The sequence below is a fragment of the Gammaproteobacteria bacterium genome (genome assembly GCA_036381015.1).
Taxonomy (GTDB): Bacteria; Pseudomonadota; Gammaproteobacteria; order Steroidobacterales; family Rariloculaceae; genus ZC4RG20.
Window position 1 is genome coordinate 1 of the sequence record DASVDR010000026.1, and the last position, 22,024, is coordinate 22,024.

Here is a 22,024-nt window from a genome sequence, read left to right on the forward strand (position 1 = left end):
CGTCGATCCGCCCCGGCGGCAAAGTGACCGGGATCGCGTGGAATCGGTGACCGGCTTCCCGTGGAATCAGTGACCGGGATCGTATGGAATCGCTGACCGGGATGCCGTGGAATCAGTGACCGGCATCACGTGGAATACGCACACTGGCGGAGCGCGCGGCGAAGATCAAGCGAGCCATGTATTTAGGATCTGTCATGATCGCTGAACCCTCGTCCGGATGTAAGTTATGGTCGCGGGGGTGAGCGCCATTATGTCCTGAGCTTATGAGCGTCCATTCTCGGCAGTGTGAGAGGGGAACGCTATGACCAATGTCGGCGATGGACGCCCGATTTCAAGTTACCGCTCGAACTCGAGCACTTGCGGGAAACGACTTTATTCTGCGGGAAACGACTTTGTTCTTGAGGTAACGACTATATTCCCCAGGTAGCAACTTTGTTTTTACCGGAAAGCCGCCGCGTCGCGATGCGCGAGGCTCACTCCACGGTGACGCTCTTCGCCAAGTTGCGCGGGCGGTCGATGCTTCGCCCCGTCTCCAACGCGAGATAGTACGCGAAGAGCTGCAGCGGGATCAGCATCAGAATCGGGTCGAGCACGGGGTCGAGCGCGGGCACGACGACGAGGTCGTCGACGTCCACGTCGAGGCGCTCGCGTTGCGCGACGGCGAGCACCGGTCCCTTGCGCGCGCGGATCTCCTCGATCGACGCAAGATTCTTCTCGAGCAGGTGGTCGTCCGGGACGATCGCGATCGTCGGAACTTCCGGAGAAACGAGCGCGAGCGGTCCGTGCTTGAGCTCGGAGGCCGGATACGCTTCCGCGTGCACGTAGGCGACCTCCTTCAGCTTCAACGCCCCCTCCATCGCCAGCGCCCAGCCGAAGTCCCGGCCGATGTAGTAGGCGTCGTCAAAGCGGGCGTATCGGCGCGCGAGCTCCTCGATGTGCGATGCGAGAGAGAGCGTGGCGGCGATCGTTTCCGGCAGCTCGCGCATCGCGTGCACGAGCCGTCTGCCCCGCTCCGGCGACAGATCCTTCATTCTGCCCAGGTAGAGCGCGAGCAAAGCGAAGACCGCGAGCGTGCACGCGAAAGTCTTCGTCGACACGACGGAGATTTCCGGCCCTGCATGCATGTAAACACCCCGACCGCACGCGCGCGCGATAGAGCTGCCGACGACGTTCACGACGCCGAGGGTCGCTCCGCCCTTACGGCGGATCTCCTGCACCGCCGCGAGCGTGTCGAACGTCTCGCCCGACTGGCTCACGGCCACGTACAGCGTGTCGTGCTCGATGATCGCATTCCGGTAGCGGAACTCCGCCGCCGGAACGGCGTCGCACGGCAGCCTCGCGAGCGACTCGATCAGCCGCGCGCCGAGAAACCCGGAGATGTACGCCGAGCCGCAGCCGAGCACGGTGATTCTGCGGAAGCGCTGCAGCTCCCGCGCCTCCATCGCGATGCCGCCGAGGTGCGCGGTGTCGAAGCGGGTGTCGAGACGGCCGCGCATCGCCGCTTCCACGGCCGCCGGCTGATCCATGATCTCCTTCAACATGTAGTGAGCATGATCGCCCTTCTCGAAGGTCGACGCTCCCCACGTGATCGTGATCGCTTCTCGCGCGGCCGGGCCGGGCGAGGCGGCACCGTCGACGGACGTCACGGTGTATCCTTTCGCGTCGACTCGCGCGATCTCGCCGTCCTCGAGATAGACGACCCGCTGCGTGTGCCGGATCAGAGCCGCGGCGTCGGACGCGACGAACATCTCCTTCTCGCCGATCCCGATGAGGACCGGGCTGCCGTTACGCGCTGCGACCATCGCGCCGGCCTCGTCGAGGACGAGCAGGCCGTAGCTGCCGGCGACGTTCGCGAGGGCGAGGCGCACGCGCTCCTCGAGCGTGCCGGCGTCCGCGGCCGCGATCAGGTGCGCGAGCACCTCCGTGTCGGTCTCGGACGCGAAGCGCGCGCCGTTCGCCTCGAGGGTCGCTTTGAGCTCGCGCGCGTTCTCGATGATGCCGTTGTGCACGACCGCGATCCTGCCCGAGGCGTCGGTGTGCGGATGAGCATTGCGATCCAACGGGGCACCGTGCGTCGCCCACCGCGTGTGTCCGATGCCCGCTCGGCCGGCGAGCCGCTTCGGGAGAACGGCTTCGAGATCGGCGACCGTCCCTTGCTTCTTGAAAACCGAGAGCGCCCCTCCTCGGGATAGCGCGAGGCCCGCGGAATCGTAACCGCGGTATTCGAGCCGGCGCAGGCCCTCGAGAAGGATCGGCGCTGCGTTTTGCGGGCCGACGTAGCCGACGATGCCGCACATCGCGTTCTCCCGGAGTTGCGGTCAGCCGTAGATCATTCGCCGGATCTGCCGCGTCGTGAGCGGCGGCATCGCGAAGACGCGGCACCGAAGCTCGTCGGCGAGACGCTCGAAAATCGCGTCGTTCCGCAGCCCTTCGCTCCGCTTGAGCTCGCGATGGCGGCGCGCAACGTAAGCCTCGGGGGATTCGGTCAGATACGCGATGACGTCGAGCACGACCCGCCGCGCCTGCTCGCGCGACAGCGGCGTGCTTGCCGCCAGCCGCTCCACCAGGGGTTGGAGATCGTCGTCCGGCATGCCCTCTTCATACTCTCTCGGCACTTCCCTTTCAATGAATTTGCCCGAAAACGGGCAAAAACTGCGCGGCATTGAGCGAGCCAGCCGCGATGCGAGTCGGCCGAGCGGCTCGAGGCGGGCAGCCAGGCTCGGTCTCTACGGCGTGCGCCTATACTCGGGACGCACCGGCGCAGCCGCCGGCGAGAGGAGCCATCGCGATGCAGAAGCAGCTATGCGCGGCGCTGGCCGCCGTCTTGCTGATCGGCGGCGGGCAGGGGCTCGCGCAAGACCGCCCGGACCGCGCGCTGCCGCCCGACGTGGACGCGGTGTCGCTGTCGCGCCTGCCGGCGCTCGAACGCGACGACATGGGGCCGGAAGGAAAGGCGGCCTACGACCTCGTCGTCGGCGACGGTCCTCCGCCCCGGACAGGGCCGGCGGCGGTCTCGCTCTACAGCCCGAAGGTCGCCGAAGCCTTTCAGCTGCTGAACCAATATCTCCGCTACGAAGGCGCGCTCGAGCCGCGCGTGTACGAGGTCGCGATTCTCGTGGCCGCCTGGGAGATCGAGCAACAGTACGAATGGTCCGCGCACGAGCCGGCCGCGCTTCGGGCCGGCGTGCCGCAGCAAGTCGTCGACACGATCAAGCACGACCGCGATCCCGCGGGGCTCGCAGCGGACGACGCGCTGATCATCCGCGTCGGCCGCTCGCTCCTGCGCGAGCACCGCCTGAGCTCCGAGCTGTTCGCCGAGGCGGTGGAGCGCTTCGGCGAGCAGGGCTTCGTCGAGCTCGTGACCGTGATGGGCGACTACGTGATGGCCGGCCTCTTGCTGTCCGCGGTCGACCAGCATCTGCCGGAGGACCGGCCGGCGCTGCTGCCGGAGCGATGACCGCCGGCCCGCGAGCTCGGCGCGTCCGCCCGGCCCGGCGAGACGCCGTGGGGCGCCTCGATCAGGCGGAGCGCTTCGACAGCTGCCCGAAGCGGCGATCGCGGCGGCCGAACTCGTCGAGCGCGGCGCGAAATTCGTCCGCGGAATAATCAGGCCAATAGGTGTCCGAGAAGACGAGCTCGGCGTACGCGCATTCCCACAGCAGGAAATCGCTGAGCCGCTGCTCGCCCCCGGTCCGAATCAGGAGATCGACCGGCGGCACGCCGGGCACGGAGTGCATGCCGGCCGCGAGGCACCGCTCGAAGTCGGCCAGGTCCGCCTCGGGATCGGCGCGGCGGGCGGCTTCGAGGAGCGTGCGGCGCGCCGAGTAGTCGATGGCGAGGCGCAGCAGCAGCCGTTCGCCGGCAGACGTGACGCGCTCCATGTCCTCGATCGAGCGAACGAGCTCCGGCGCCAGGCGGTCCCGGCGGCCGATGACGTTGACCCGAATCCCGTTCTCGAGGCACCGCACGCGCTCGCTCACGAGATAGCGCTTCATCAGCCGCATCAGCGCCGCCACCTCCCGCCGCGGCCTCTGCCAGTTGTCCGCCGAGAACGCGTAGAGGGTGAGCACCGAGATTTCGGACGGGACGGCGGCCTCGACGATGCGCCGCACGGTCTCGGCGCCCGCGCGATGGCCTGCGGGTCTCGGCAGGCCTCTCTGCACTGCCCATCGGCCGTTTCCATCCATGATTATCGCGACGTGCATCGTTCACTCCCGTTTGCAATTTCACTTTGCATTGCAAAGCTCGCGCGCGAAACAATCCGCCTTATTGGCCCCGCGCCGCCCCTATCAGTGCTTCCATGTGGGAAAGATAACGTTCGAACACTCGCCGGCCCTTTGCTGTGAGGCTGTACTCGGTTTTCGGCATTCGCGACGAGAACGTCTTCTTGCACGAAATGTACCCGGCCTCCTCGAGCTTTCGGCCGTGCGCGCTCAAGTTACCGTCCGTGGTCTTCAACAGCTCCTTCAGCTCGTTGAAGGTCATGCTCTCGTTCACGCTCAATGCGCTCATGATGCCGAGACGCACGCGCTCGTAAATCAGCCTGTCGAAATCCTTCGATTCCCCGTCGGCAACGTAGCTGCTGACCGTCCGCAGCCGGCTGAGCTTCGTGGCCTCCTGATTGCTTTCCGCCTTTATCGCGCGCTTAGCCACCGTGCCTCCGTAGAATGATGACGCCCAAAACAACATGAAAACCGCCGAACCCGAGCGCCAGCAGCGCGGTGGTCCACTCGGGAGGCAGCAAGAACGCAAGGGTCCCGAGCGCCATGAACCCGAATCCGGCCAGCATGACGGGACGGATCGAGAAAACACCGCTCGCTGCGAGGCCCGCGCCGTACAGCAGCAGCCACGAGCCGGCCACGAGGTCGCGCGCGTCGGAATCGATCAGCGCGCCGGTCAGCACGGCGCCGGCGACGAGCGCGGGCAGCAGAGTCAGGAAAAAGCGGCGCGCAACGCCGCGCCACAGGCTGAGCCCCTGCGCTCTCGCCTTCTGCACGAAAAAATAGCTGGCGAGCCCGACGGCGGCGACCGCCGCCGCGAGCCAGATCGGCAGCCAGTACGGCGTGAGATTCGGAATGGAATCAAGGACGGCGGCCATGAGCGCAGTGAGGCCCATGGCGATGCACCCCTTCCCCGGGACCGACGTGAAGGTATGCGCCGCCTCCATCGTATCCCTGATGTAACGGAGGTGCGCGAGCGCGCCGGCGTCGATCGATACCGGCGCGGACTCGCTCGCTGAAACGTCACCCGGAAACGCTGATGCCATCGCTGCTCTCAGTCTCGGCCGCTGGTCACTTCGTTGTCAAGCACTTTGCAACATAAAGAGGACCGGCCCGCAGCGGCGCGAACCGCGGCCATCCTGCGGCATCCCTGTAGGCCGGTCAACGGGCGCTCCCGCGCCGTTCGGATCGTGCCTCCGCTCGTCATGGCTCGGGCGGCGTCGGCGCCGGGATGGGTATGACTTGTCGATCGAGCGGCGGCTCCGCGCCCCGAGGCGCGGAGACCGGCCCCGGCCCGTCGAAGTAATAAAGCGGCTCGACGGCCAGGCGGCCGTGTCGGTCGGCAGCGACGAGATAAGCGTTCGCGTCGCTGCACGTCACTCGCCACGCGGCGTGGTCGTCGGACGCGTCGCTTGCCGCGACGATTTCCGTGCAGACGTAGCCCGCGTCGCGAATGGCGATCAACAGGCTCGTGTTCCTGAAGGATGCCGATGCGTCCCGCAGCGAGACCGCCTCGCCGCTGCCCTCGAGGACGGGCTGCGCCGTCGAAGCGGGCGGCGGACGTGCAGCGTCGTCGGAAGAGCCGGGATGCTCGGCGTCGCTCGATGGCGACGCCGGTGGACGCGGCGCGGCATCGCCGTCGTCGGCTCCGGTGAGCGCACGATGCACCGCGAACACCGCCACCGTGGTGAGGAGGCCGAGAGCGACGGTTCCGCTCGCGCTCATGCCTCTCGTCGAGCTGATGCGCTGAGGCATTGCATTCCGGATATGAGACTTGACCGTGCTCAGCGTACTATTGAGGACGGGGGACGGCAATGCGGAGACGCTCCGGACGGAGGTGCGGAATGAGCACGATGCGCATGGCATCGTCGGCTTTCGTCTTTCTGCTATTCGGCGCCGCGCCATGCTTCGACGTCGCTTCTCAGCCCGCTTTCACGGTCCGACCGCTCGTGCAAGCCGGCGCGCCCTTCCACGGCGTTCACGGTTTGCGCTTCGGCGAGAACGGCTTGCTCTACGCCACGAGCGTCATCGGTCAGTCGATCTTCACCGTCGCCGTCGACGACGGAACGATCGAGCCCGTTGTGGGCCCGCGACAAGGCATGGCGGACGACATCGCGATTGCGCCCGACGGCACGCTCGTGTGGACTGCGATCGAGGATGGCGTCGTCTATGCGATGCCGCCCGGCGGTCCCGTCCGCCGCCTCTGGGAGGATCGCAAAGGGGTGAACGCCGTGGGGTTCTCCCCGGACGGCGAACGGCTTTTCGTCACGCTCGTGTTCTACGACGACGCGCTGTACGAGCTCGATCTCGAAGGAGACGCGGCGCCGCGTCTGATCCTCGACGATATCGGCGGGCTGAACGCCTTCGAGGTCGGCGCCGACGGCATGATCTACGGGCCGTTGTACTTCGAAGGCCGCGTCGTGCGCATCGATCCCGACGGCGGCGCGATGACCACGATCTCCGACGCTTTCGACACGCCGTCGGCGCTGAAGCTCGCCGCGCAGGAACGCGCCTACGTCGTCGACGAGCGCCGCCTGAAGCGCGTCGATCTCGGCTCGGGCGCGACGAGCGTCGTCGCGGAGCTTCCTTCCGGCGGAGACAATCTCGCCGTACGCGCCGACGGCCGCATCTTCGTATCCCTCGCCGCGGAGAACGCGATCGTCGAGGTCGACGCGGAGAGCGGCGACGTGCGTTACGTCGTCGGGCCGACGGCGCTGACGTCGCCGGCCGGCATCGCCGTGGATTCGCGCGGCGGGCGCGACACGCTCTACATCGGCGACGCGATCGGCGGCCTTCGAATCGTGGACGGCGAAAGCGGCGCCGTCGAGGACACGCCCTTGGAGCTGTTCCAGCCCGCGCACGTGTCGATCCGCGGAGACCGGCTCCTCGTCGTCAGCGAGGTCTTCGGCGAGATTCAGCGCGTCGATCGCAGGACGTTCGAGGTCCTCGACGAGTGGACCGGTTTCGTGGTCCCCGGCGACGCGGTCGAGATGCCGGAGGGCGACGTGATCGTCGCCGAGACCGGGACCGGACGGCTGCTGCGCGTGTTCGGTCCGGAGCCGACGGATCGGCGGATCATCGCCACCGGCCTCGCGCGCCCGAGGGGGCTCGCGTGGAGCGACGGCGGCGCGGTATTCGTGACGGAGAGTGCGCTCGGTCGGCTGCTTCGAATCAACGTCGAGACCGGCGCCGCCGTCCTCGTCGCTACCGGCTTGGAGCAGCCGGAAGGCGTCGCGGTGATGCCGGACGGCGCCGTCATCGTCGTCGAGGCCGGCGCCCGCCGGCTGAAGCGCTTCGATACGAGCGGCGGCGCCGGGACCGTCGCCGCGCGCGATTTGCCCCTGCACGTCGCCGACGGCCCGAGCCTCTATCGCGCAGTCGGGGTCGGCTCGGCGGCGATTTACGTCGCCTCCGACGTCGACAACACGATCTACAGGCTGACGCCGCGGTCGGCGCCGTCGCCGGGCGGATGATAGACCGCTTGGACCGGCTCGAGGCACGGAAACGGCTAGAATCGGCGGGCCGCACCTTCTTCATGATCTACAGTAATGAAATTTTATATCTTATTGAATAGACAGTACTTAAGAAACGCGAACGAAAGCGCATCGTCGCGGTCGTGCCGAGCCTACTCGGAGGGCTCGCGATGACCGCCGACGCGAGCGCCGACGAGCAACGCTGGCTCCGCCCCGACGAGCGGCTCGAGACTGCCGGCACGTTCACGATGTTCCCGCTCCCCGACGGCGCGAGCGGTCCGACGACGATCGCGCTCGCGCCGGACGGCCGCGTGTGGTTCACGCTCGGGACCGGCAATGCGATCGGCCGGATGAACCCGGACGGCACGGCGCTCGAGATCTTTCCGCTTGCGCACGCGGAGAGCGCTCCGCGGATCATCGCGCTCGGCGCGGACGGCAACATGTGGTTCTCCGAGCACGCGGGCAACCGGATCGGTCGTATCACGCCGAGCGGCGAGATCGCCGAGTTCGACATCCCGACACCGGTAAGTCAGCCGCGGGCGATCGCGCTCGGGGCAGACGGCAACATCTGGTTCGGGATGTTCGCCGCCGGCAAGATCGGACGCATCACGCCCGCGGGCGCGATCACGGAGTTCGATATTCCAACCCCGGGCAGCGGACCGCGGGCGCTCGCGGCCGGCCCCGACGGCAACGTGTGGTTCTCCGAATACCACGCGAGCAAGATCGGGCGCATCACGCCGAGCGGCGAGATCACCGAGTTTTCGCTGCCCCGCGAGAACTCGGGCCCCGGCGACATCACGGCCGGAGCCGACGGCGACATGTGGTTCCTCGAGCTCGCCGGGCGCATGGACGGCCGGACGCCCGACGGCAACCGCGTCGGCCGAATCACGATGGACGGCGACATCACCGAGCTCCCGATTCCGAGCCCGACGGGCTCGCCGATCAACGCGGCCGTCGGCCCGGACGGGAACGTGTGGTACTCGAAGGGCATGGCGCTCGGCCGGGTCACGCCGGACGGTGTCATCACGGAATTCGATGTGCCCGGCCCGGCCGCGCGCACCGTCGGGCTGAGCGCCGGAAGCGACCGCCAGCCGCCGGAGCGGCTGAGCAATCGGCTTTGGTTCACCGATGCGGTCGGCAACCGGATCGGTTACTTGAGCTTCCGCTGACCGCATCGCTCGCTGCATGGAGAACGAGAAAATGGTGCCGACGCTCGTCGCCTCGGACAGCGGGCCGGCCAACGCGCCCGCGGTCGTGCTGCTCCATTCGCTCGCGACGTCCTCGGCGATGTGGGCGCCGCAGCTGCCGATCTGGTCGGAGCATTTCCGAATCGTCAACGTCGATCTGCCCGGCCACGGCGCGTGCCCGCCGCCCGACGGAGCGCTCACCTTCAGCGGGCTCGGGGCCGCCGTCTGCGCGCTGCTCGACGCGCGCTCGATTCCTGCCGCCGCCGTCGTCGGACTGTCGCTCGGCGGGATGACGGCGCAAGCGTTCGCGATCGAGCACCCCGAGCGAGTGCGCGCGCTCGTGCTCGCTCACACGCTCGCGTTCGCGACCGACGCCATGCGCCGTACCTGGGACGAGCGGATCGCAAGCGTCGAGGCACTCGGCATGGACGGACAGGTCGAGAGCACGATCGAGCGGTGGTTCACCCCCGAGTTCCGGACCGCGGCGCCGCTGACGACCGCTTGGATCGCGCGGATGATCCGTGCCACGGATCCGCGCGGCTTCGCCGCGGCCGGCCGCGCGATCCAGTCGCTCGACCACCTCGAACGGCTCGCGGCCGTGACGGCGCCGGCTCTCGTCGTCGCGGGCAAGCATGATCCGGGCGCGCCGCCGGCTGCTGCGGAGGCGATGGCCGCGAAGCTGCGCCGCTCGGAGCTCACGCTGCTCGAGTCCTCGCATCTCGGTAACGTCGAGCAGGCCACGGCGTTCACGGAAACCGTCGGCGCGTTTCTGGAGCGCACCGCGTAGCCGGCGCCGGTTTCCGGGACGAAGAGGCGGGATATCAAAGAGAAGGGGGAACGCGCCGGTAGCGCCTTCCCCCTTCCGAGTCGTGCGGCCGCGCGGTGCGCGCCGCGAGTCTGGACGCTTAGACCTGGCCGGCCTTGCGCCAGCCGCCCTCGTATTGCTCCCGCACGACCTTCGAGTACGGCACGGGGCTCACGACCGCCCGGATCTCGATCTGCTTGTGCCGCTCCACGGTCGTCTTCCGCGTGCCGCCGTTTTCTTCGCCCCAGACGAGCGTGACCTCCGTGCCGATCTCGATGTCGGGATCCACGGTGCCGAGCGACAGCATGGAGCGCTCGTTGTAGCTATAGCCCGCAAACATGGAGAAGCCGACGACCTTGCCGTTCTTGACGATCTTGTCGTACGACGCGGACGCGTAGTTCGACAATGGCAGATCGATGTACTTGTAGTGCTCCGCGCCCGGCTCGAACAACGAGCGGAACGCCTTGCCGACGTCGTCGCCGTTCCATGCGAACGTGACCTTGTGGCGATGGGGCTTGTCGGCAATCTTCTCGAGCGCTTCGCGGCCGATGAAGTCGTGGTCGAACTTCACGAACGGCCCGTAGCCGATCTCGTAAGGCGTGACGTAGTAGTCCTCGATGTTATTCGAGTAGAAGCTTCCGCCCAGGGAGCCGGAGCCTTCGTAGCTGTCCGCCGGCAGCCATTCCCGGTACGCCTTCATCTTCTCGCCCGTGTACACGGCCGGAAGCGGCGAAGGAATCCAGCCGGACTCGAGGGTGTTCGTGGCGTAGGCGCGCGAGCCCACCTGATGCAGGCCGAAATCCTTACCCGCCTCGACGATCGCCGCACGGATCTCCTCGCGTTCCTCGTACGGCCCCCAGATCTCGAGGCCGGGCGCTCCCGCCATGCCGTGGCGCAGCGCGCGCACCTGGCGGCCGGCGATGTTGATCGTGCCCATGTTGAAGAACTTGATGGTCGGAACCGGCCCGCCGTTCAGCTTCTCGATCACTTGCCACGCGTTCGGGCCTTGAATCTGGTAGCGGTAGCACTTTCTGACGACCGGCTTGCCCATCGGGCGCGACGGCGAACGGTCGTCCTTCTCGACCTTGACGTCGTAGCCGCCGGTGGCCGCGTGGAATTCGATCCAGTTGGCCGACGGCGCGCGGCCGACGAACACGAGCTTGTTTTGCTCGAGGTGAAACAGGATGCCGTCCCCGATCACGTAGCCGTCGTAGCTGCACGGCACGAATTGCTTGGCTTTGTTGACCGTGAAGTTCTTGAAAGTGTTGATGGCCAGATGCGAAAGCATCTTCAGCGCGTCCGGCCCCTCGATGTACAGGTCCACCATGTGGTGCGACTGGTCGAAGAGGACGCACGTCTCGCGCCAGGCGCGCTGCTCGTCGCGCCAGTTCGTGAACTCGGCGGGAACGACCGGGTACACGTAGGCTCCGATCTGTGAATTCCGGAGCATATCCACCGGATTCCCTACCGACTTCAACAGATCTTCCAAGCTTCGTTGGCTCATAGCTCCTGGTAACCTCTTATTGAAGGCAAAAGCCTTGGGACGGCCCCCAAGGACCGGGCCGTTGGAGTGGATGCGTGATTTTGATCGGGTCGCGACGAATTTTCAAATCGAGAAACCCGTACGCGAGGGCGCGCGACGGGTGCTCGTTTTAGTGGTAGCCGCAACACCATGGCGTCAGGCAGCGGTCGCGCGATACAGCCCGAGCGACGAATACGCCCACTCACCCTCGTCTCCGTCCGGCGACGGTTGGAATGCCGATCTCCAACCCTATATAAAAGGTTCAGGCCCGATCCTCCCCCCGGGCCGCCGTCGCGGCTATCCCCCTCTCTAAGCCGCGGCTCCTTTACGGCCCCGCCGTCATATCGGCGGGGCTTTTTTTTACTTAACGTTTGTGATTATCGAGTCGCATGACCCGCGGGCGTTCGCAGCGGCAGCCGCCCTTTCGGCATTCGGGATCTTCAGCGCACGGCGCTGTGCCCACGTCTACATTCATCGCGCTCACGGGATGGGCCGAGGCGCGATGGTGGGCCGTGTAGGAATCGAACCTACGACCATCGGATTAAAAGTCCGGTGCTCTACCAACTGAGCTAACGGCCCGTTTGACTTCGCCCGCCCGGCGCCGGCTGCAATGCCTGGATGAAAACGGAGCGGGCTCGCGATGATACTCGATGACGCGGCCGTCACAAACGAGACCGCCATCCCGCCTTCGATTCGCGATCATTCTCGATAGTAGCGAGTCGGATCGTCAATCCCGGCGGCCGCGAAGCCTTGGCTGCGGAGCGCGCACGCATCGCATCGGCCGCACGCCCGCCCCTCCTCGTCGGCACGGTAGCAGGAAACGGTCAGCGAATAATCCACGCCGAGCGCGGCGCCGCGCCGGACGATGTCCGCCTTGCTCATCCGGAGGAGCGGCGCCTCGATGCGGACGGGCCGCCCCTCCACACCCTGCTTCGTCGCGACCCGCGCGAGCGCCGCGAAGGCCTCGATGAACTCCGGCCGGCAGTCCGGATAGCCGGAATAATCGACGGCGTTCACTCCCACGAAGATCGCGTCGGCGCCGAGCACCTCGGCGAGGCCGAGCGCGAGGCTCAACAGCACCGTGTTGCGCGCGGGGACGTAGGTGACCGGGATGCCTTCGCCGCCGTGCTCCGGCACGTCGATCGCGGGGTCCGTCAGCGCCGAGCCGCCGAAGCGGCCGATCGGGATAGGCAGCTCGCGATGATCCGCGGCGCCGAGCGCACGCGAAACTCTCGCCGCCGCCGCGAGCTCGGCGCGATGCCGCTGCCCGTAGTCGACGGCGAGCGTATGGCACTCGTAGCCGTCGTGCCTCGCGATCGCGAGCGCGGTCGCCGAATCGAGCCCGCCGGACAGGAGCACTACCGCGCGCGGCATGGCGAGCTCAGCGCCCGGGCACGTCGCCCCACAGCACTTTGTGCAGCTGCACTTGCAGCCGCACCGGCAGACGGTCGGCGAGAATCCACTCGGCGAGATCTCGCGCGGTGAGCTCCGCGTAGCTCGGCGAGAAGAACACGGTGCACGGCAAGTCGCGATGCGACTCGACGAATGTCCTGGCCCATTCGTAGTCTTCGCGCCCGGTGATCACGAGCTTCACGGCGTCGCGAGACGTGAGCAGCGGGAGATTCTCCCAGCGGTTGCGCGCGCATTCGCCCGACCCGGGCGTCTTCACGTCGACGACGCGGCTGACGCGAGGGTCGACCCCCGAGATGTCGAGCGCTCCGCTCGTCTCGAGCGAGACCTCGAACCCGGCGTCGCACAGCGCCTCGAGCAGGCGTGCGCAACGCGGCTGAGCGAGGGGCTCGCCGCCGGTGACGCATACGTAGCGGCTGCCGTGGCTCGCGACGCGTTCGGCGATCTCGCCGATCGTGAGCCACTCGCCTCCGGTGAACGCGTAGGCCGTGTCGCAATAGCGGCAGCGGAGCGGACAGCCGGTGAGGCGGACGAAAACCGTCGGCCAGCCGCTGTGCGACGCTTCTCCCTGGACCGAATAGAAGATCTCGGTGATCTTCAGGCGCAGCGCGGCCGCGTCGCTCGGCACGGCATCGACCGGTGACGCGGCCACGAGCTCAACCCGCCTCCTGCTCGAGGCGCTGGAGCCGGTCCGCGGCGAGGCGCGCGGCCGTCGTGTCCGGATACTCGCGCGTCACCTGCTCGAGCGCCGTGCGCGCCGCGTCCCACTGCTGAAGCTCGAAGTTGCAGAAGCCGATCTTGAGCAGCGCGTCCGGAATCTTCGCCGACTGCGGATACAGATCGATGACCTTCTGGAACTCCGGCAGCGCCTCCGCGAACTGCTGCTGCACGTACTTCGTCTCGGCGAGCCAGTACTGCGCGTTGTCCGCGAGCGGGCTGTCCGGGAACGCGGCCAGGAACTGCGCGAACGCGTCGGACGCCTCCGCATAGCGGCGTGCCTCGATGAGGTCGAAGGCCGCGCGATAGTTGTCCTGGTCGCTGCCGGCCACCAGGGGCTGCGCCGCCGCTTCGGTACCCGTGGAGGCGCCGGCGGTCGAGCGCCCGCCCGCGGGCGCCCGCGTGCCGTCGCCGAAGCTCGGAGCGCCGGCGTCGTTTCCGAGATCGGGGCCCGCGCCGAACGCGCCGCCGCGCGGCCGCGGCGAGGCGTTGCGCGCCTGCGCCTGCTCGAGGGCTTGCAGCCGTTGATCGACGTCGAGATAAAGCTGCCGGTCGCGGTCGGCGCCGCTCTCCATCTCGAACCTGAGCGTCTCCACTTGCCCCCGCAGCTCTTGAGTCTCCGCGCGCAGCTGCTCGACCTGACCGGCGAGCTCGATCAGGCTCTGGTTGTTGACGACCCTCTCGATGCGCATCAGCCGCGCCTCGAGATCGGTGAGACGGAGATAGACCGGATCGTCGGTGGGCGTCAGCGTGCTGCAACCGGCGAGCGAGCCGATCGCAACGACGCCGATCGGAAGGACGGACCATACGCTTCTCACGGCGGTCTCCTCGAGATTGCGTCGGCGAACGCTGCGTTTACTGCCGGTAAACGAGCTCGACCCGACGGTTCAGGCGGTACGCTTCTTCGTCGCTGCCGAGCGCTACGGGACGCTCCTCGCCGTAGCTCACCGTGCTCAGCTGCTCCGCCGAAGCCCCTTGCAGCATAAGAATACGCCGAACGGCTTGGGCGCGCCGCTCGCCGAGCCCGATATTGTACTCGCGCGACCCGCGCTCATCCGCGTGCCCCTCGAGTCGAAGCCGAGCATCGGGATGCGAGGCAAGGTATTGGCCGTGGGCGGCGAGCATGTCGTTGAACTGCGCCGGCACGTCGCTCTGGTCGAACTCGAAATAAACGATCAGCTGGTCAAGCAGTTGCTGACGCTCTTGCTCGGCGGCGGTCACGCCGATGTCGCCTCCCGTACCGATGCCGCTCGTGGACGCTCCGGCAGCCCCCTCGCCGGCCGTATCCGATTCCACGTCGGGCAATGTGTTCGCACGATTGCCGCACGCCGCGAGCGCGAGGGCGCCGAGGACGCACGTGAGGATGACGCTGGTTCGAAACATTTTAGTTTCCTCAAAATTAAGCAATACAAATAGCTAGCTATTGTTCTTAAACTCTCCCTAAGATCAAGATCAAGGCCGCGGAAACGGCGACCATGCCGGCTCGCGCACGTCGCCTTCACCCGATGCGATCTCCTGCTGGATGCGGGCGTCGGTGCTCACGGACGCGAGCACGCCCTTGCCGCTCTCCTTCGTCGCATAGATGAGCACGGCGCCGTTCGGCGCGAAGCTCGGGGACTCGTCGAGTCGGCCGTTGCTGAGAACCTGCGTCAGACCGCTGTCGGGGTCGACGACCGCGATCCGGAAATCGCCTTGCTGGGTCTGATGCACGACCGCGATTTGCTCGCCGTCGGGCGAGACCCGCGGCCGCGCGTTGTAGGCGCCTTCGAAGGTGACGCGCTGGGCTCGGCCCCCTTCCGCGGACACGCGATAGACTTGCGGGCCCCCGGAGCGGTCGGACATGAAGTAGATCGTTTCGCCGTCGGGCGCCCATGCGGGCTCGGTGTCGATCGCCGGGCTGTCGGTGAGACGCCGGATGACTTGAGTGGTGAGGTCGAGCGTGTAGACGTCGAGGTTCCCGTCGTTCAGCGAGAGCGTCAGCGCGAGGCGCCGGCCGTCCGGCGAGAAGGTCGGCGCGCCGTTGACCCCCGCCCGCGCCGAAACCCGCTCGCGGTTGCCGGTGCGCAGCGTCTGCACGTAGATCGCGGACTGATCGCCTTCGAACGAGACGTAGGCGATGCGCCGACCGTCGGGCGACCAGGCCGGCGACATCAGCGGCCGCGGGGAGTCGGCGATGACCCTCGGGTTCGCACCATCCGCGTCGGCGACGATCAGCTGATAACGCGGCTGGCCGGTCCCGTCCCGCAGCTCGCTGACGTATGCGATCTGCGTGCCGAACACGCCCGGGATGCCGGTGAGCTCCTCGAAGATCATGTCGGCGATCCGGTGGCCCGTGGCGCGCAAGTCCGCGCGGCTCGATGTGAGCCGGAACCCGAGCAGCTGCCGCCCGCGCAGCACGTCGAAGAGCTGGAACTCCGCCGTGTACTGGTCGGCTCCGGTGGAGCGGAGCTGCCCGATCACGAGCACGTCCACTTCGCTGATGCGCCAGTCCTGGAAATTGACCTGAACCGGCTGCGTGGGCCGCGACACCAGGTCGGCGACCGGCACCGGCTCGAAACGGCCGCTGTTGCCGAGATCCGCGGCAACGACGCCGGCGAGGTCGTACGGTGCCGGCCCGGACCCTTCCCAGCCGAACGGCACGACCGCAATCGGCACCGGGCGCTCGACGCCGCGGCGGATTTCGATGCTGAGCTGAGCCTGTGCGGCCGGAGCGAGCGTGACGAGCCAAAGGGCTGCGGCGGCTTGTATCGCGGCGGCCCGAATGCCCCGCTTCGTGACGACGTTGCTGATCATCGAGCTCCTCTGTCCATGTTCGTTCATTCCTTCGGGATCGCCGCCGCGCGTTCGCGCGCGTCCTCCTCTCCGGCCCGCCGGCTACTCGTCCGGAACGAAGCGGATGACGAGGTTACGCTCGAACAGCGCCGGGTTCGACGGCAACGGCAGCGGCGACGCGCGCAGCACGGCGGCCTCGATCGAGCGCACGACGGCGTCGTCACCGTTGCAGCGAACGACCCGCGCGCTGATGACCTCGCCGCTCGGAATCTGCGTGACGTGCACCTCGCAGTCGATGCCGGGCCGTGCGGTGGCCGGGCGAAACCAGTTCTGCTCGATCCGGTTCTGGATCAGGCGCGTATACTCGTCGAGCTCCCCGGACTGCATCGCCTGCAGCCGCTCCTCCTCCGCCGCGAGCTCGCTCGCGAGCTGCGCTTCGAGCTCGGCCTGACGCCGCGCGGCCTCCTCCGCCTCTCGGCGCTTGCGCTCCTCCTCGGCGAGACGCTGCCGCTCGAGCTCCTCTTGCCGGCGCCTCTCCTCCTCCTCGCGGCGCTTTCGCTCGGCCTCCTCGCGCGCCCGCCGCTCGGCCTCGGCCCGCGCCTGACGCTCGGCCTCCTCGCGGGCCTGACGCTCGGCCTCGGCCCGCGCCTGGCGCTCCGCTTCCTCGCGGCGCGCCTGCTCCTCGCGCTCGCGCTGAAGACGCGCCTGCTCTTGACGCTCGCGCTCCTCGGCCTCCGCTCTTTGGCGCGCCTCCTCGGCGAGCCGCTCCTGCTCGGCGCGCTCCGCTGCCTCCCGCTCGGCCTGCAAGCGCCGCTGCTCTTCCTCGCGCGCCCGCCGTTCTGCCTCCTCGCGCGCCCGCCGCTCCGCCTCGGCCCGCGCCTCCTCCGTTCGGGCCAGCGCGGCCGGGTCGACGATCGCCGCCTGGATCACCGTACCCTGCAGCTCGCGCGGCTGCGGCCGAAAATCGATGCCGAACGCGAACGCGGCGAACACCGCGGCATGCAGCGCCACCGACAGCAGAACGGATCCGGAGTGCTGGCGTATCGGCGATCCCATCGGGCTGAGCGCGGGCTACTGCGACTCCGGGTCGGGCGGATCCGTCGGAAGACCGATCTTCTTCGCCCCGGCCTGCTGAAGCAGCGCCATGCCGGTCACGACCCGGCCGTACTCGACACCCTGATCGGCCTTCACGAGCACCGGGGTCTCGGGGTTGCGGCGAAGCACGGCTGACGTGCGCTCGAGCACCGTCGCGTCGTCGATCGGCGTCTCGACGTCTTCGCCGATGTTGAGATAGAAGCGCCCTTCGCGGTCGACGCTGAGCACGAGCGGCTCGTTGTCGCCGAGCTCGTTCGGATCGAGCGGCTGCGCTCCGGCCTCGGGCAGATCCACGTTGATGCCTTGTGTCAGCAGCGGCGCCGTGATCATGAAGATGATCAGCAGCACGAGCATCACGTCGATGTACGGAACGACGTTGATCTCGCTCATCAGCCGCCGCTTGCCCGCCGGGCGAATCATGCCGCCGCTCCCTGATGCGCGTCCTTACGGGCGGCGCTGCGCTGGAAGATTGCCGAAAGCTCCTCCATGAACGTGCCGTAGCGCACTTCGAGACGCCCAACCTGATCCGCGTAGCGGTTGTATGCGATGCCCGCCGGGATCGCCGCGAAGAGTCCCATCGCCGTAGCGATCAGCGCCTCGGAGATGTGCGGCGCCACCACGGCGATCGTCGCGCTCTGGAGGTTACTGAGCGAGTAGAACGCGTTCATGATGCCCCACACGGTGCCGAAGAGGCCGACATAGGGGCTCGTGTTGCTGACCGTGGCGAGGAATGAAAGATTGCTTTCGAGCCGATCCATCTCGCGCAGCTGCGACACGTGCATCGAGCGGCGCGCGCCTTCGACGATCTGCTCGGCCGGCAGTCCGCCTTCCTGACGCAGCCGGCCGAACTCGCGAAAGCCGGCCTCGAAGATGCCCGCCATCCCCTGCGTCGTCTCGTCGCTATGCGAGATCTCCCGGTACAGGGTCGCGAGGTCGCCTCCCGACCAAAAGCTCTCCTCGAACTCGTTCGCGCCGCCGACCGCCTGCTTCAGCGTGCGCCGCTTCTCGATGATCACGGCCCACGACGCGATCGACGCGATCAGGAGCAACAGCAAGACGGCTTGTACGACGGGGCTCGCTTCGAGCACCAGAGTCACTATCGAAAGATCGTTGTTCATCGGTTCCACTCGTTCAGTAAAGCCGGCGGCAGCCTGCTCGGTCCGCCGCGCTCGGCATCCATGCACGCGACTTCGGCCGTCGCGCTGCACACCAACTCGCCGTCCGCCGTACTGCGGCGGATCTCGTGCGCGAACACGACGCGTGCGCCGCGCGCCTTCGACACGGCCGCCCGCACGTGCAGCAGGTCTCCGAGCCGTGCAGGTGCCGTGAACCGCGCCTCTACGCGCGCCAGCACGAGCAGCACGGCGTGCCGGTCGCGCAGCTCATCGTGATCGACGCCGCGGGCCCGGAGCCATTCGGTGCGGGCTCGCTCCATGAAGCGAAAGTAGCTCGCGTTGTACACGACGCCCTGCGCGTCCGTGTCCTCGAGGTAGACCCTCACCGGCAAAACGAGCTCCTTCATTCCGCGTCTTCGGCGTTTTCCCGGCCCGCGAGCTCAATCGAAAAGGCTCGCCGTCTCCGGCAACTCGCGCTCGGCCGGAAAAGGCAAATCGAAGTGCCGGTAGGCGGCCCGCGTCGCCACACGGCCCCGTGCCGTCCTCTTCAGAAAGCCCTCCTGTATCAGGTACGGCTCGACGACGTCCTCGAGCGTGCCGCGCTCCTCGCCGACCGCTGCGGCGAGGCTGTCGACCCCGACGGGTCCACCGTCGAATTTCTCGATGACCGTCAAAAGCAGCTTCCGATCCATCGAATCGAAGCCGTTCGGATCCACCTGGAGCAGATCCATCGCCGCCCGAGCCACGTCGCCGTCCACGCGCCCGTCCGCCTTCACCTGCGCGTAGTCCCGCACGCGGCGCACGAGCCTGTTCGTGATCCGCGCGGTGCCGCGCGACCGTGCGGCGATCTCGCGCGCGCCGTCCTCGTTCATCGGCAGGTCCAAGATCCCGGCCGTGCGACGCGCGATCCGCATCAAATCCTCGATGCCGTAGAACTCGAGATGCTGCGTGATGCCGAAGCGGTCGCGCAGCGGCGACGTCAAGAGCCCCGCGCGCGTCGTGGCTCCGATCAGCGTGAACGGCGGCAGGTCGATCTTGATGGAGCGCGCTCCCGGCCCCTCGCCGATGACGATGTCGAGCTGGTAGTCCTCGAGCGCCGGATACAGCACCTCTTCGACCACCGGGCTCAGCCGGTGAATCTCGTCGATGAACAGCACGTCGCGCGGCTCGAGACTCGTCAGGTGACCGGCGAGATCCCCGGCGCGCTCGAGCACGGGACCCGACGTCTGATGGAGGTTCACGCCGAGCTCGTTCGCGACGATGTGCGCGAGCGTGGTCTTGCCGAGCCCCGGCGGCCCGAACAGCAGCGTGTGATCGAGCGCTTCGTTCCGCTGCCGTGCGGCGGCGATGAAGATGCTCATCTGCTCCTTGACGCGCGGCTGGCCGACGTAGTCGGCAAGCGTTCGCGGGCGCACCGCGCGATCGAACGCCTCATCCTCGCGGGACGCAGCCCGCTCGACGACGCGCGCCTCGTCGCTCATGGCCGACCTCCGGCTGAGTGCACGCGCCTCAGCGCCTCGCGGATCAGCTCTTCCGTCGCCATCCCCTGCGTATTGAGCCCCTTCAGCATCTTCTCGACCTCGCCGGCCTTGTAGCCGAGCGCGAGCAGCGCGTCGTGCGCCTCGCTCTCTGCCGTGGTTGCACGCAGCGGGACGACGCGGCCCGGCTGCTGCGGCACACGATCGGCCATTTCGACCAGCAGGCGCTCGGCCGTCTTGCGGCCTACGCCCGGAATCTTCGTGAGGCTCGCGAGATCCTTCTCGCGGATGCACTGATAAAAACCTTCGACGCTCATGCCGGACAGCACGGCGAGCGCGATGCGGGCTCCCACGCCGCTGACTTTCAGCAGGCTGCGAAAAAGCGAGCGCTCGGCTTCGGTGACGAACCCGTAGAGCACGTGTGCGTCCTCCCGCACGAGCAAATGCGTGACGAGCGTCAGAGGCTGGCCGAGCTCCGGCAGCTTGTAGAACGTGGACATCGGCGCATCGACCTCGTAGCCGACGCCCGCGACCTCGACCGTCAGCGACGGCGGCCGCTTGCTCACGAGCGTCCCTTTGAGGAAGCCGATCACGGACCCCCCGTCGCCTCGAGCAACGTCGCGCGGGCGCCGCGTGAATGCGCGTGACAGATCGCCGCCGCGAGCGCGTCGGCGGCGTCGGCCTGCACGTCGTCGCGGAGCCCGAGCATCATCTTCACCATGCGCTGAACCTGAATCTTCTCCGCTCCGCCGCGGCCCACGACCGCCTTCTTGATGTGGCGCGGCGAGTATTCGAAGACGGGAATGCGGGCGCGGAAAGTGGCGCAAAGCGCTGCTGCGCGAGCTTGCCCGAGCTTCAACGCGCTGTCGGCATTGCGGTGCACGAATATGCTCTCGATCGCGATCTCGGTCGGCTGAAACTCGGCGACGACGCGGCCGAGCCCCTCGAAGATCAGACGCAGCCGTTCGCAGTGCTCCCCGGCCGTGCGAATGCTGCCCCATTCGACGGCCCGCGCCACGGCGCCTCTCGCGTCGACGATCCCGAAGCCCGTGACCTGCGATCCAGGATCGATCCCGAGAATGCGCACGCAACCGTTCACAGACGCGCAGGCCGGCAGGACGGCGGAAGCGCCGCTCGGGCGGCGCTAGGCCGTCTCCTCCAGCAGCTCCTCGGGAATGTCCGCATTCGTGTAGACGTTCTGCACGTCGTCGAGCTCGTCGAGCGCGTCGAGGAGCTTCAGCAGCGATTCGGCCTGCCCGGCCTCGATCCTGACCTTCGTCGAAGCGCGCATCGTGACCTCCGCGGTCTCCGGCTCGAGGCCGGCGCTCACCATCGCATCGCGCACGGCCTCGAAGTCCTCGGGGGCGGTCAGCACGTCGACGCTGCCGTCCTCGTTCGTGACGACGTCGGACGCGCCCGCCTCGATCGCCGCGTCCATGAGGCGATTCTCGTCGCTGCCCCGGGGATAGGTCAGCTGCCCGAGCTGCGTGAAGAGGTAGGCCACCGAGCCGTCGGCGCCGAGGTTGCCGCCGTGCTTCGAGAACGCGTGCCGCACATCGGCGACGGTGCGGTTGCGATTGTCCGTGAGGCAGTCGACCATCACCGCCACGCCTCCGGGACCGTAGCCCTCGTAGCGCGCCTCCTCGTACTGCGTGCCCTCGAGCTCGCCGGTGCCGCGCTTGATCGCGCGTTCCATGTTCTCCTTCGGCATGCTCTGCGCCTTCGCTTTGTCGATGGCGAGGCGCAAGCGGGGATTCGAAGCGGGGTCGCCCCCGCCCGCGCGCGCAGCGATCGTGATCTCGCGGATCAGCTTCGTGAAGATCTTGCCGCGCTTGGCATCCTGGGCGCCTTTCCTGAAGCGGATGTTGGCCCATTTGCTGTGACCCGCCATGTCACTGCACTCCCGGCATCTTGCTGAACGACGGCATCGGGGCGGGCGCATGCGGCGCGGCGCCGCGACGTCCCCCCCACGAGCATCCGTCCGAGTCGATGCGAGCCCGGCTCGCGCTCGGATTCTTCGGACACCCCCTGCCCCGTACTCGAAAACTCCGTAACCCACACGGCGGACCCATCCGCCCGCCGGCGCCTATCATAACGGCATTCGGCCGGCGATCGCGACAGGAATCGGGTGCGTCGAAAAGAGGCGAAATCGGCGCGAAAAGAGGCGAAAAATGGCCTCGCTCAGAAAAAGGTGTCAGACACCTTTTCCCGCGCGGAAAAGGTGTCTGAC

The 22,024-nt window shown here is 67.7% G+C and carries 24 protein-coding genes and 1 tRNA gene; 4 read left to right on the plus strand and 21 right to left on the minus strand.

All coding sequences use genetic code 11. The features are described from left to right. Nucleotides 1-473 precede the first annotated feature (473 nt). Together glmS and VF329_09670 are read right to left on the minus strand one after the other, a co-directional pair. Nucleotides 474-2,297, minus strand: a complete 1,824-nt coding sequence (glmS, locus tag VF329_09665) for a glutamine--fructose-6-phosphate transaminase (isomerizing) (GenBank protein HEX7081270.1) — start codon at nt 2,295-2,297, stop codon at nt 474-476. A 21-nt stretch (nt 2,298-2,318) separates the two neighbouring features. Then, nucleotides 2,319-2,591: a hypothetical protein gene (locus VF329_09670; protein HEX7081271.1), complete on the minus strand. Its 273-nt coding sequence runs from the start codon at nt 2,589-2,591 to the stop codon at nt 2,319-2,321. Between the two features lie 197 nt (nt 2,592-2,788). Here VF329_09670 and VF329_09675 point away from each other — a divergent pair, with 197 nt between their 5' ends. Continuing rightward, complete coding sequence (locus VF329_09675; GenBank protein HEX7081272.1) at nt 2,789-3,457, plus strand: carboxymuconolactone decarboxylase family protein; 669 nt, start codon at nt 2,789-2,791, stop codon at nt 3,455-3,457. Between the two features lie 61 nt (nt 3,458-3,518). Here the strand turns inward: VF329_09675 and uppS are convergent, their stop codons facing one another. The 4 genes from uppS to VF329_09695 all read right to left on the minus strand — a co-directional run bounded on the left by uppS (nt 3,519) and on the right by VF329_09695 (nt 5,945). Then, nucleotides 3,519-4,205 (minus strand): polyprenyl diphosphate synthase, encoded by a 687-nt coding sequence (gene uppS, locus VF329_09680; protein ID HEX7081273.1) that lies wholly within the window; start codon nt 4,203-4,205, stop codon nt 3,519-3,521. Between the two features lie 61 nt (nt 4,206-4,266). Beyond that, nucleotides 4,267-4,653, minus strand: a complete 387-nt coding sequence (locus tag VF329_09685; protein ID HEX7081274.1) for a transcriptional regulator — start codon at nt 4,651-4,653, stop codon at nt 4,267-4,269. Then, nucleotides 4,646-5,266 (minus strand): hypothetical protein, encoded by a 621-nt coding sequence (locus VF329_09690; protein ID HEX7081275.1) that lies wholly within the window; start codon nt 5,264-5,266, stop codon nt 4,646-4,648. The genes VF329_09685 and VF329_09690 overlap by 8 nt, the downstream gene beginning before the upstream one ends. Before the next feature lie 157 nt (nt 5,267-5,423). Then, nucleotides 5,424-5,945 carry a hypothetical protein gene (locus VF329_09695; GenBank protein HEX7081276.1) on the minus strand — a complete coding sequence of 174 codons (522 nt, stop codon included), beginning with the start codon at nt 5,943-5,945 and terminating at the stop codon, nt 5,424-5,426. Between the two features lie 119 nt (nt 5,946-6,064). Here VF329_09695 and VF329_09700 point away from each other — a divergent pair, with 119 nt between their 5' ends. From VF329_09700 to VF329_09710, 3 genes are all read left to right on the plus strand, one after another. After that, nucleotides 6,065-7,693, plus strand: a complete 1,629-nt coding sequence (locus VF329_09700; protein HEX7081277.1) for a PQQ-binding-like beta-propeller repeat protein — start codon at nt 6,065-6,067, stop codon at nt 7,691-7,693. Nucleotides 7,694-7,863: 170 nt separating this feature from the next. Further along, entirely contained in the window at nt 7,864-8,862 is a 999-nt protein-coding gene (locus VF329_09705; GenBank protein ID HEX7081278.1) for a Virginiamycin B lyase, read from the plus strand. Between the two features lie 31 nt (nt 8,863-8,893). Then, the gene (locus tag VF329_09710; protein ID HEX7081279.1) at nt 8,894-9,667 is read left to right on the plus strand and encodes an alpha/beta fold hydrolase; all 774 of its coding nucleotides are present in this window, start codon (nt 8,894-8,896) and stop codon (nt 9,665-9,667) included. 118 nt (nt 9,668-9,785) lie between these two features. On the opposite strand, the gene VF329_09715 is transcribed toward VF329_09710, so the two are convergent. The 15 genes from VF329_09715 to VF329_09785 form a co-directional block, all read right to left on the minus strand. Further along, complete coding sequence (locus tag VF329_09715; GenBank protein HEX7081280.1) at nt 9,786-11,189, minus strand: aminomethyl transferase family protein; 1,404 nt, start codon at nt 11,187-11,189, stop codon at nt 9,786-9,788. Nucleotides 11,190-11,710: 521 nt separating this feature from the next. Further along, nucleotides 11,711-11,786 (minus strand) — tRNA-Lys (locus VF329_09720). Nucleotides 11,787-11,906: 120 nt separating this feature from the next. After that, nucleotides 11,907-12,581 carry a 7-cyano-7-deazaguanine synthase QueC gene (gene queC / locus VF329_09725; protein HEX7081281.1) on the minus strand — a complete coding sequence of 225 codons (675 nt, stop codon included), beginning with the start codon at nt 12,579-12,581 and terminating at the stop codon, nt 11,907-11,909. Nucleotides 12,582-12,588: 7 nt separating this feature from the next. Then, on the minus strand, nt 12,589-13,269 hold the full coding sequence (queE, locus tag VF329_09730; protein ID HEX7081282.1) for a 7-carboxy-7-deazaguanine synthase QueE: 681 nt from the start codon (nt 13,267-13,269) through the stop codon (nt 12,589-12,591). A gap of 4 nt (nt 13,270-13,273) precedes the next feature. After that, entirely contained in the window at nt 13,274-14,152 is an 879-nt protein-coding gene (gene ybgF / locus VF329_09735) for a tol-pal system protein YbgF (GenBank protein ID HEX7081283.1), read from the minus strand. A 37-nt stretch (nt 14,153-14,189) separates the two neighbouring features. Continuing rightward, a complete protein-coding gene (pal, locus tag VF329_09740) occupies nt 14,190-14,717 on the minus strand; it encodes a peptidoglycan-associated lipoprotein Pal (GenBank protein ID HEX7081284.1) in 528 nt (175 codons plus the stop codon). Between the two features lie 69 nt (nt 14,718-14,786). Further along, nucleotides 14,787-16,154: a Tol-Pal system beta propeller repeat protein TolB gene (tolB, locus tag VF329_09745; protein HEX7081285.1), complete on the minus strand. Its 1,368-nt coding sequence runs from the start codon at nt 16,152-16,154 to the stop codon at nt 14,787-14,789. Between the two features lie 54 nt (nt 16,155-16,208). Beyond that, nucleotides 16,209-17,162 (minus strand): cell envelope integrity protein TolA, encoded by a 954-nt coding sequence (tolA, locus tag VF329_09750; protein HEX7081286.1) that lies wholly within the window; start codon nt 17,160-17,162, stop codon nt 16,209-16,211. A gap of 15 nt (nt 17,163-17,177) precedes the next feature. Beyond that, nucleotides 17,178-17,621 (minus strand): protein TolR, encoded by a 444-nt coding sequence (gene tolR, locus VF329_09755; protein ID HEX7081287.1) that lies wholly within the window; start codon nt 17,619-17,621, stop codon nt 17,178-17,180. After that, nucleotides 17,618-18,319: a protein TolQ gene (tolQ, locus tag VF329_09760; GenBank protein HEX7081288.1), complete on the minus strand. Its 702-nt coding sequence runs from the start codon at nt 18,317-18,319 to the stop codon at nt 17,618-17,620. Before tolQ ends, tolR begins: the two co-directional genes overlap by 4 nt. Continuing rightward, nucleotides 18,316-18,723 carry a YbgC/FadM family acyl-CoA thioesterase gene (locus tag VF329_09765; protein HEX7081289.1) on the minus strand — a complete coding sequence of 136 codons (408 nt, stop codon included), beginning with the start codon at nt 18,721-18,723 and terminating at the stop codon, nt 18,316-18,318. Before VF329_09765 ends, tolQ begins: the two co-directional genes overlap by 4 nt. Before the next feature lie 33 nt (nt 18,724-18,756). Then, nucleotides 18,757-19,797 carry a Holliday junction branch migration DNA helicase RuvB gene (ruvB, locus tag VF329_09770; protein ID HEX7081290.1) on the minus strand — a complete coding sequence of 347 codons (1,041 nt, stop codon included), beginning with the start codon at nt 19,795-19,797 and terminating at the stop codon, nt 18,757-18,759. Continuing rightward, nucleotides 19,794-20,387 (minus strand): Holliday junction branch migration protein RuvA, encoded by a 594-nt coding sequence (gene ruvA / locus VF329_09775; GenBank protein ID HEX7081291.1) that lies wholly within the window; start codon nt 20,385-20,387, stop codon nt 19,794-19,796. Before ruvA ends, ruvB begins: the two co-directional genes overlap by 4 nt. Continuing rightward, nucleotides 20,384-20,881: a crossover junction endodeoxyribonuclease RuvC gene (gene ruvC, locus VF329_09780; protein ID HEX7081292.1), complete on the minus strand. Its 498-nt coding sequence runs from the start codon at nt 20,879-20,881 to the stop codon at nt 20,384-20,386. Before ruvC ends, ruvA begins: the two co-directional genes overlap by 4 nt. A gap of 57 nt (nt 20,882-20,938) precedes the next feature. Then, nucleotides 20,939-21,685, minus strand: a complete 747-nt coding sequence (locus VF329_09785; GenBank protein HEX7081293.1) for a YebC/PmpR family DNA-binding transcriptional regulator — start codon at nt 21,683-21,685, stop codon at nt 20,939-20,941. Between the last annotated feature and the right edge of the window lie 339 nt (nt 21,686-22,024).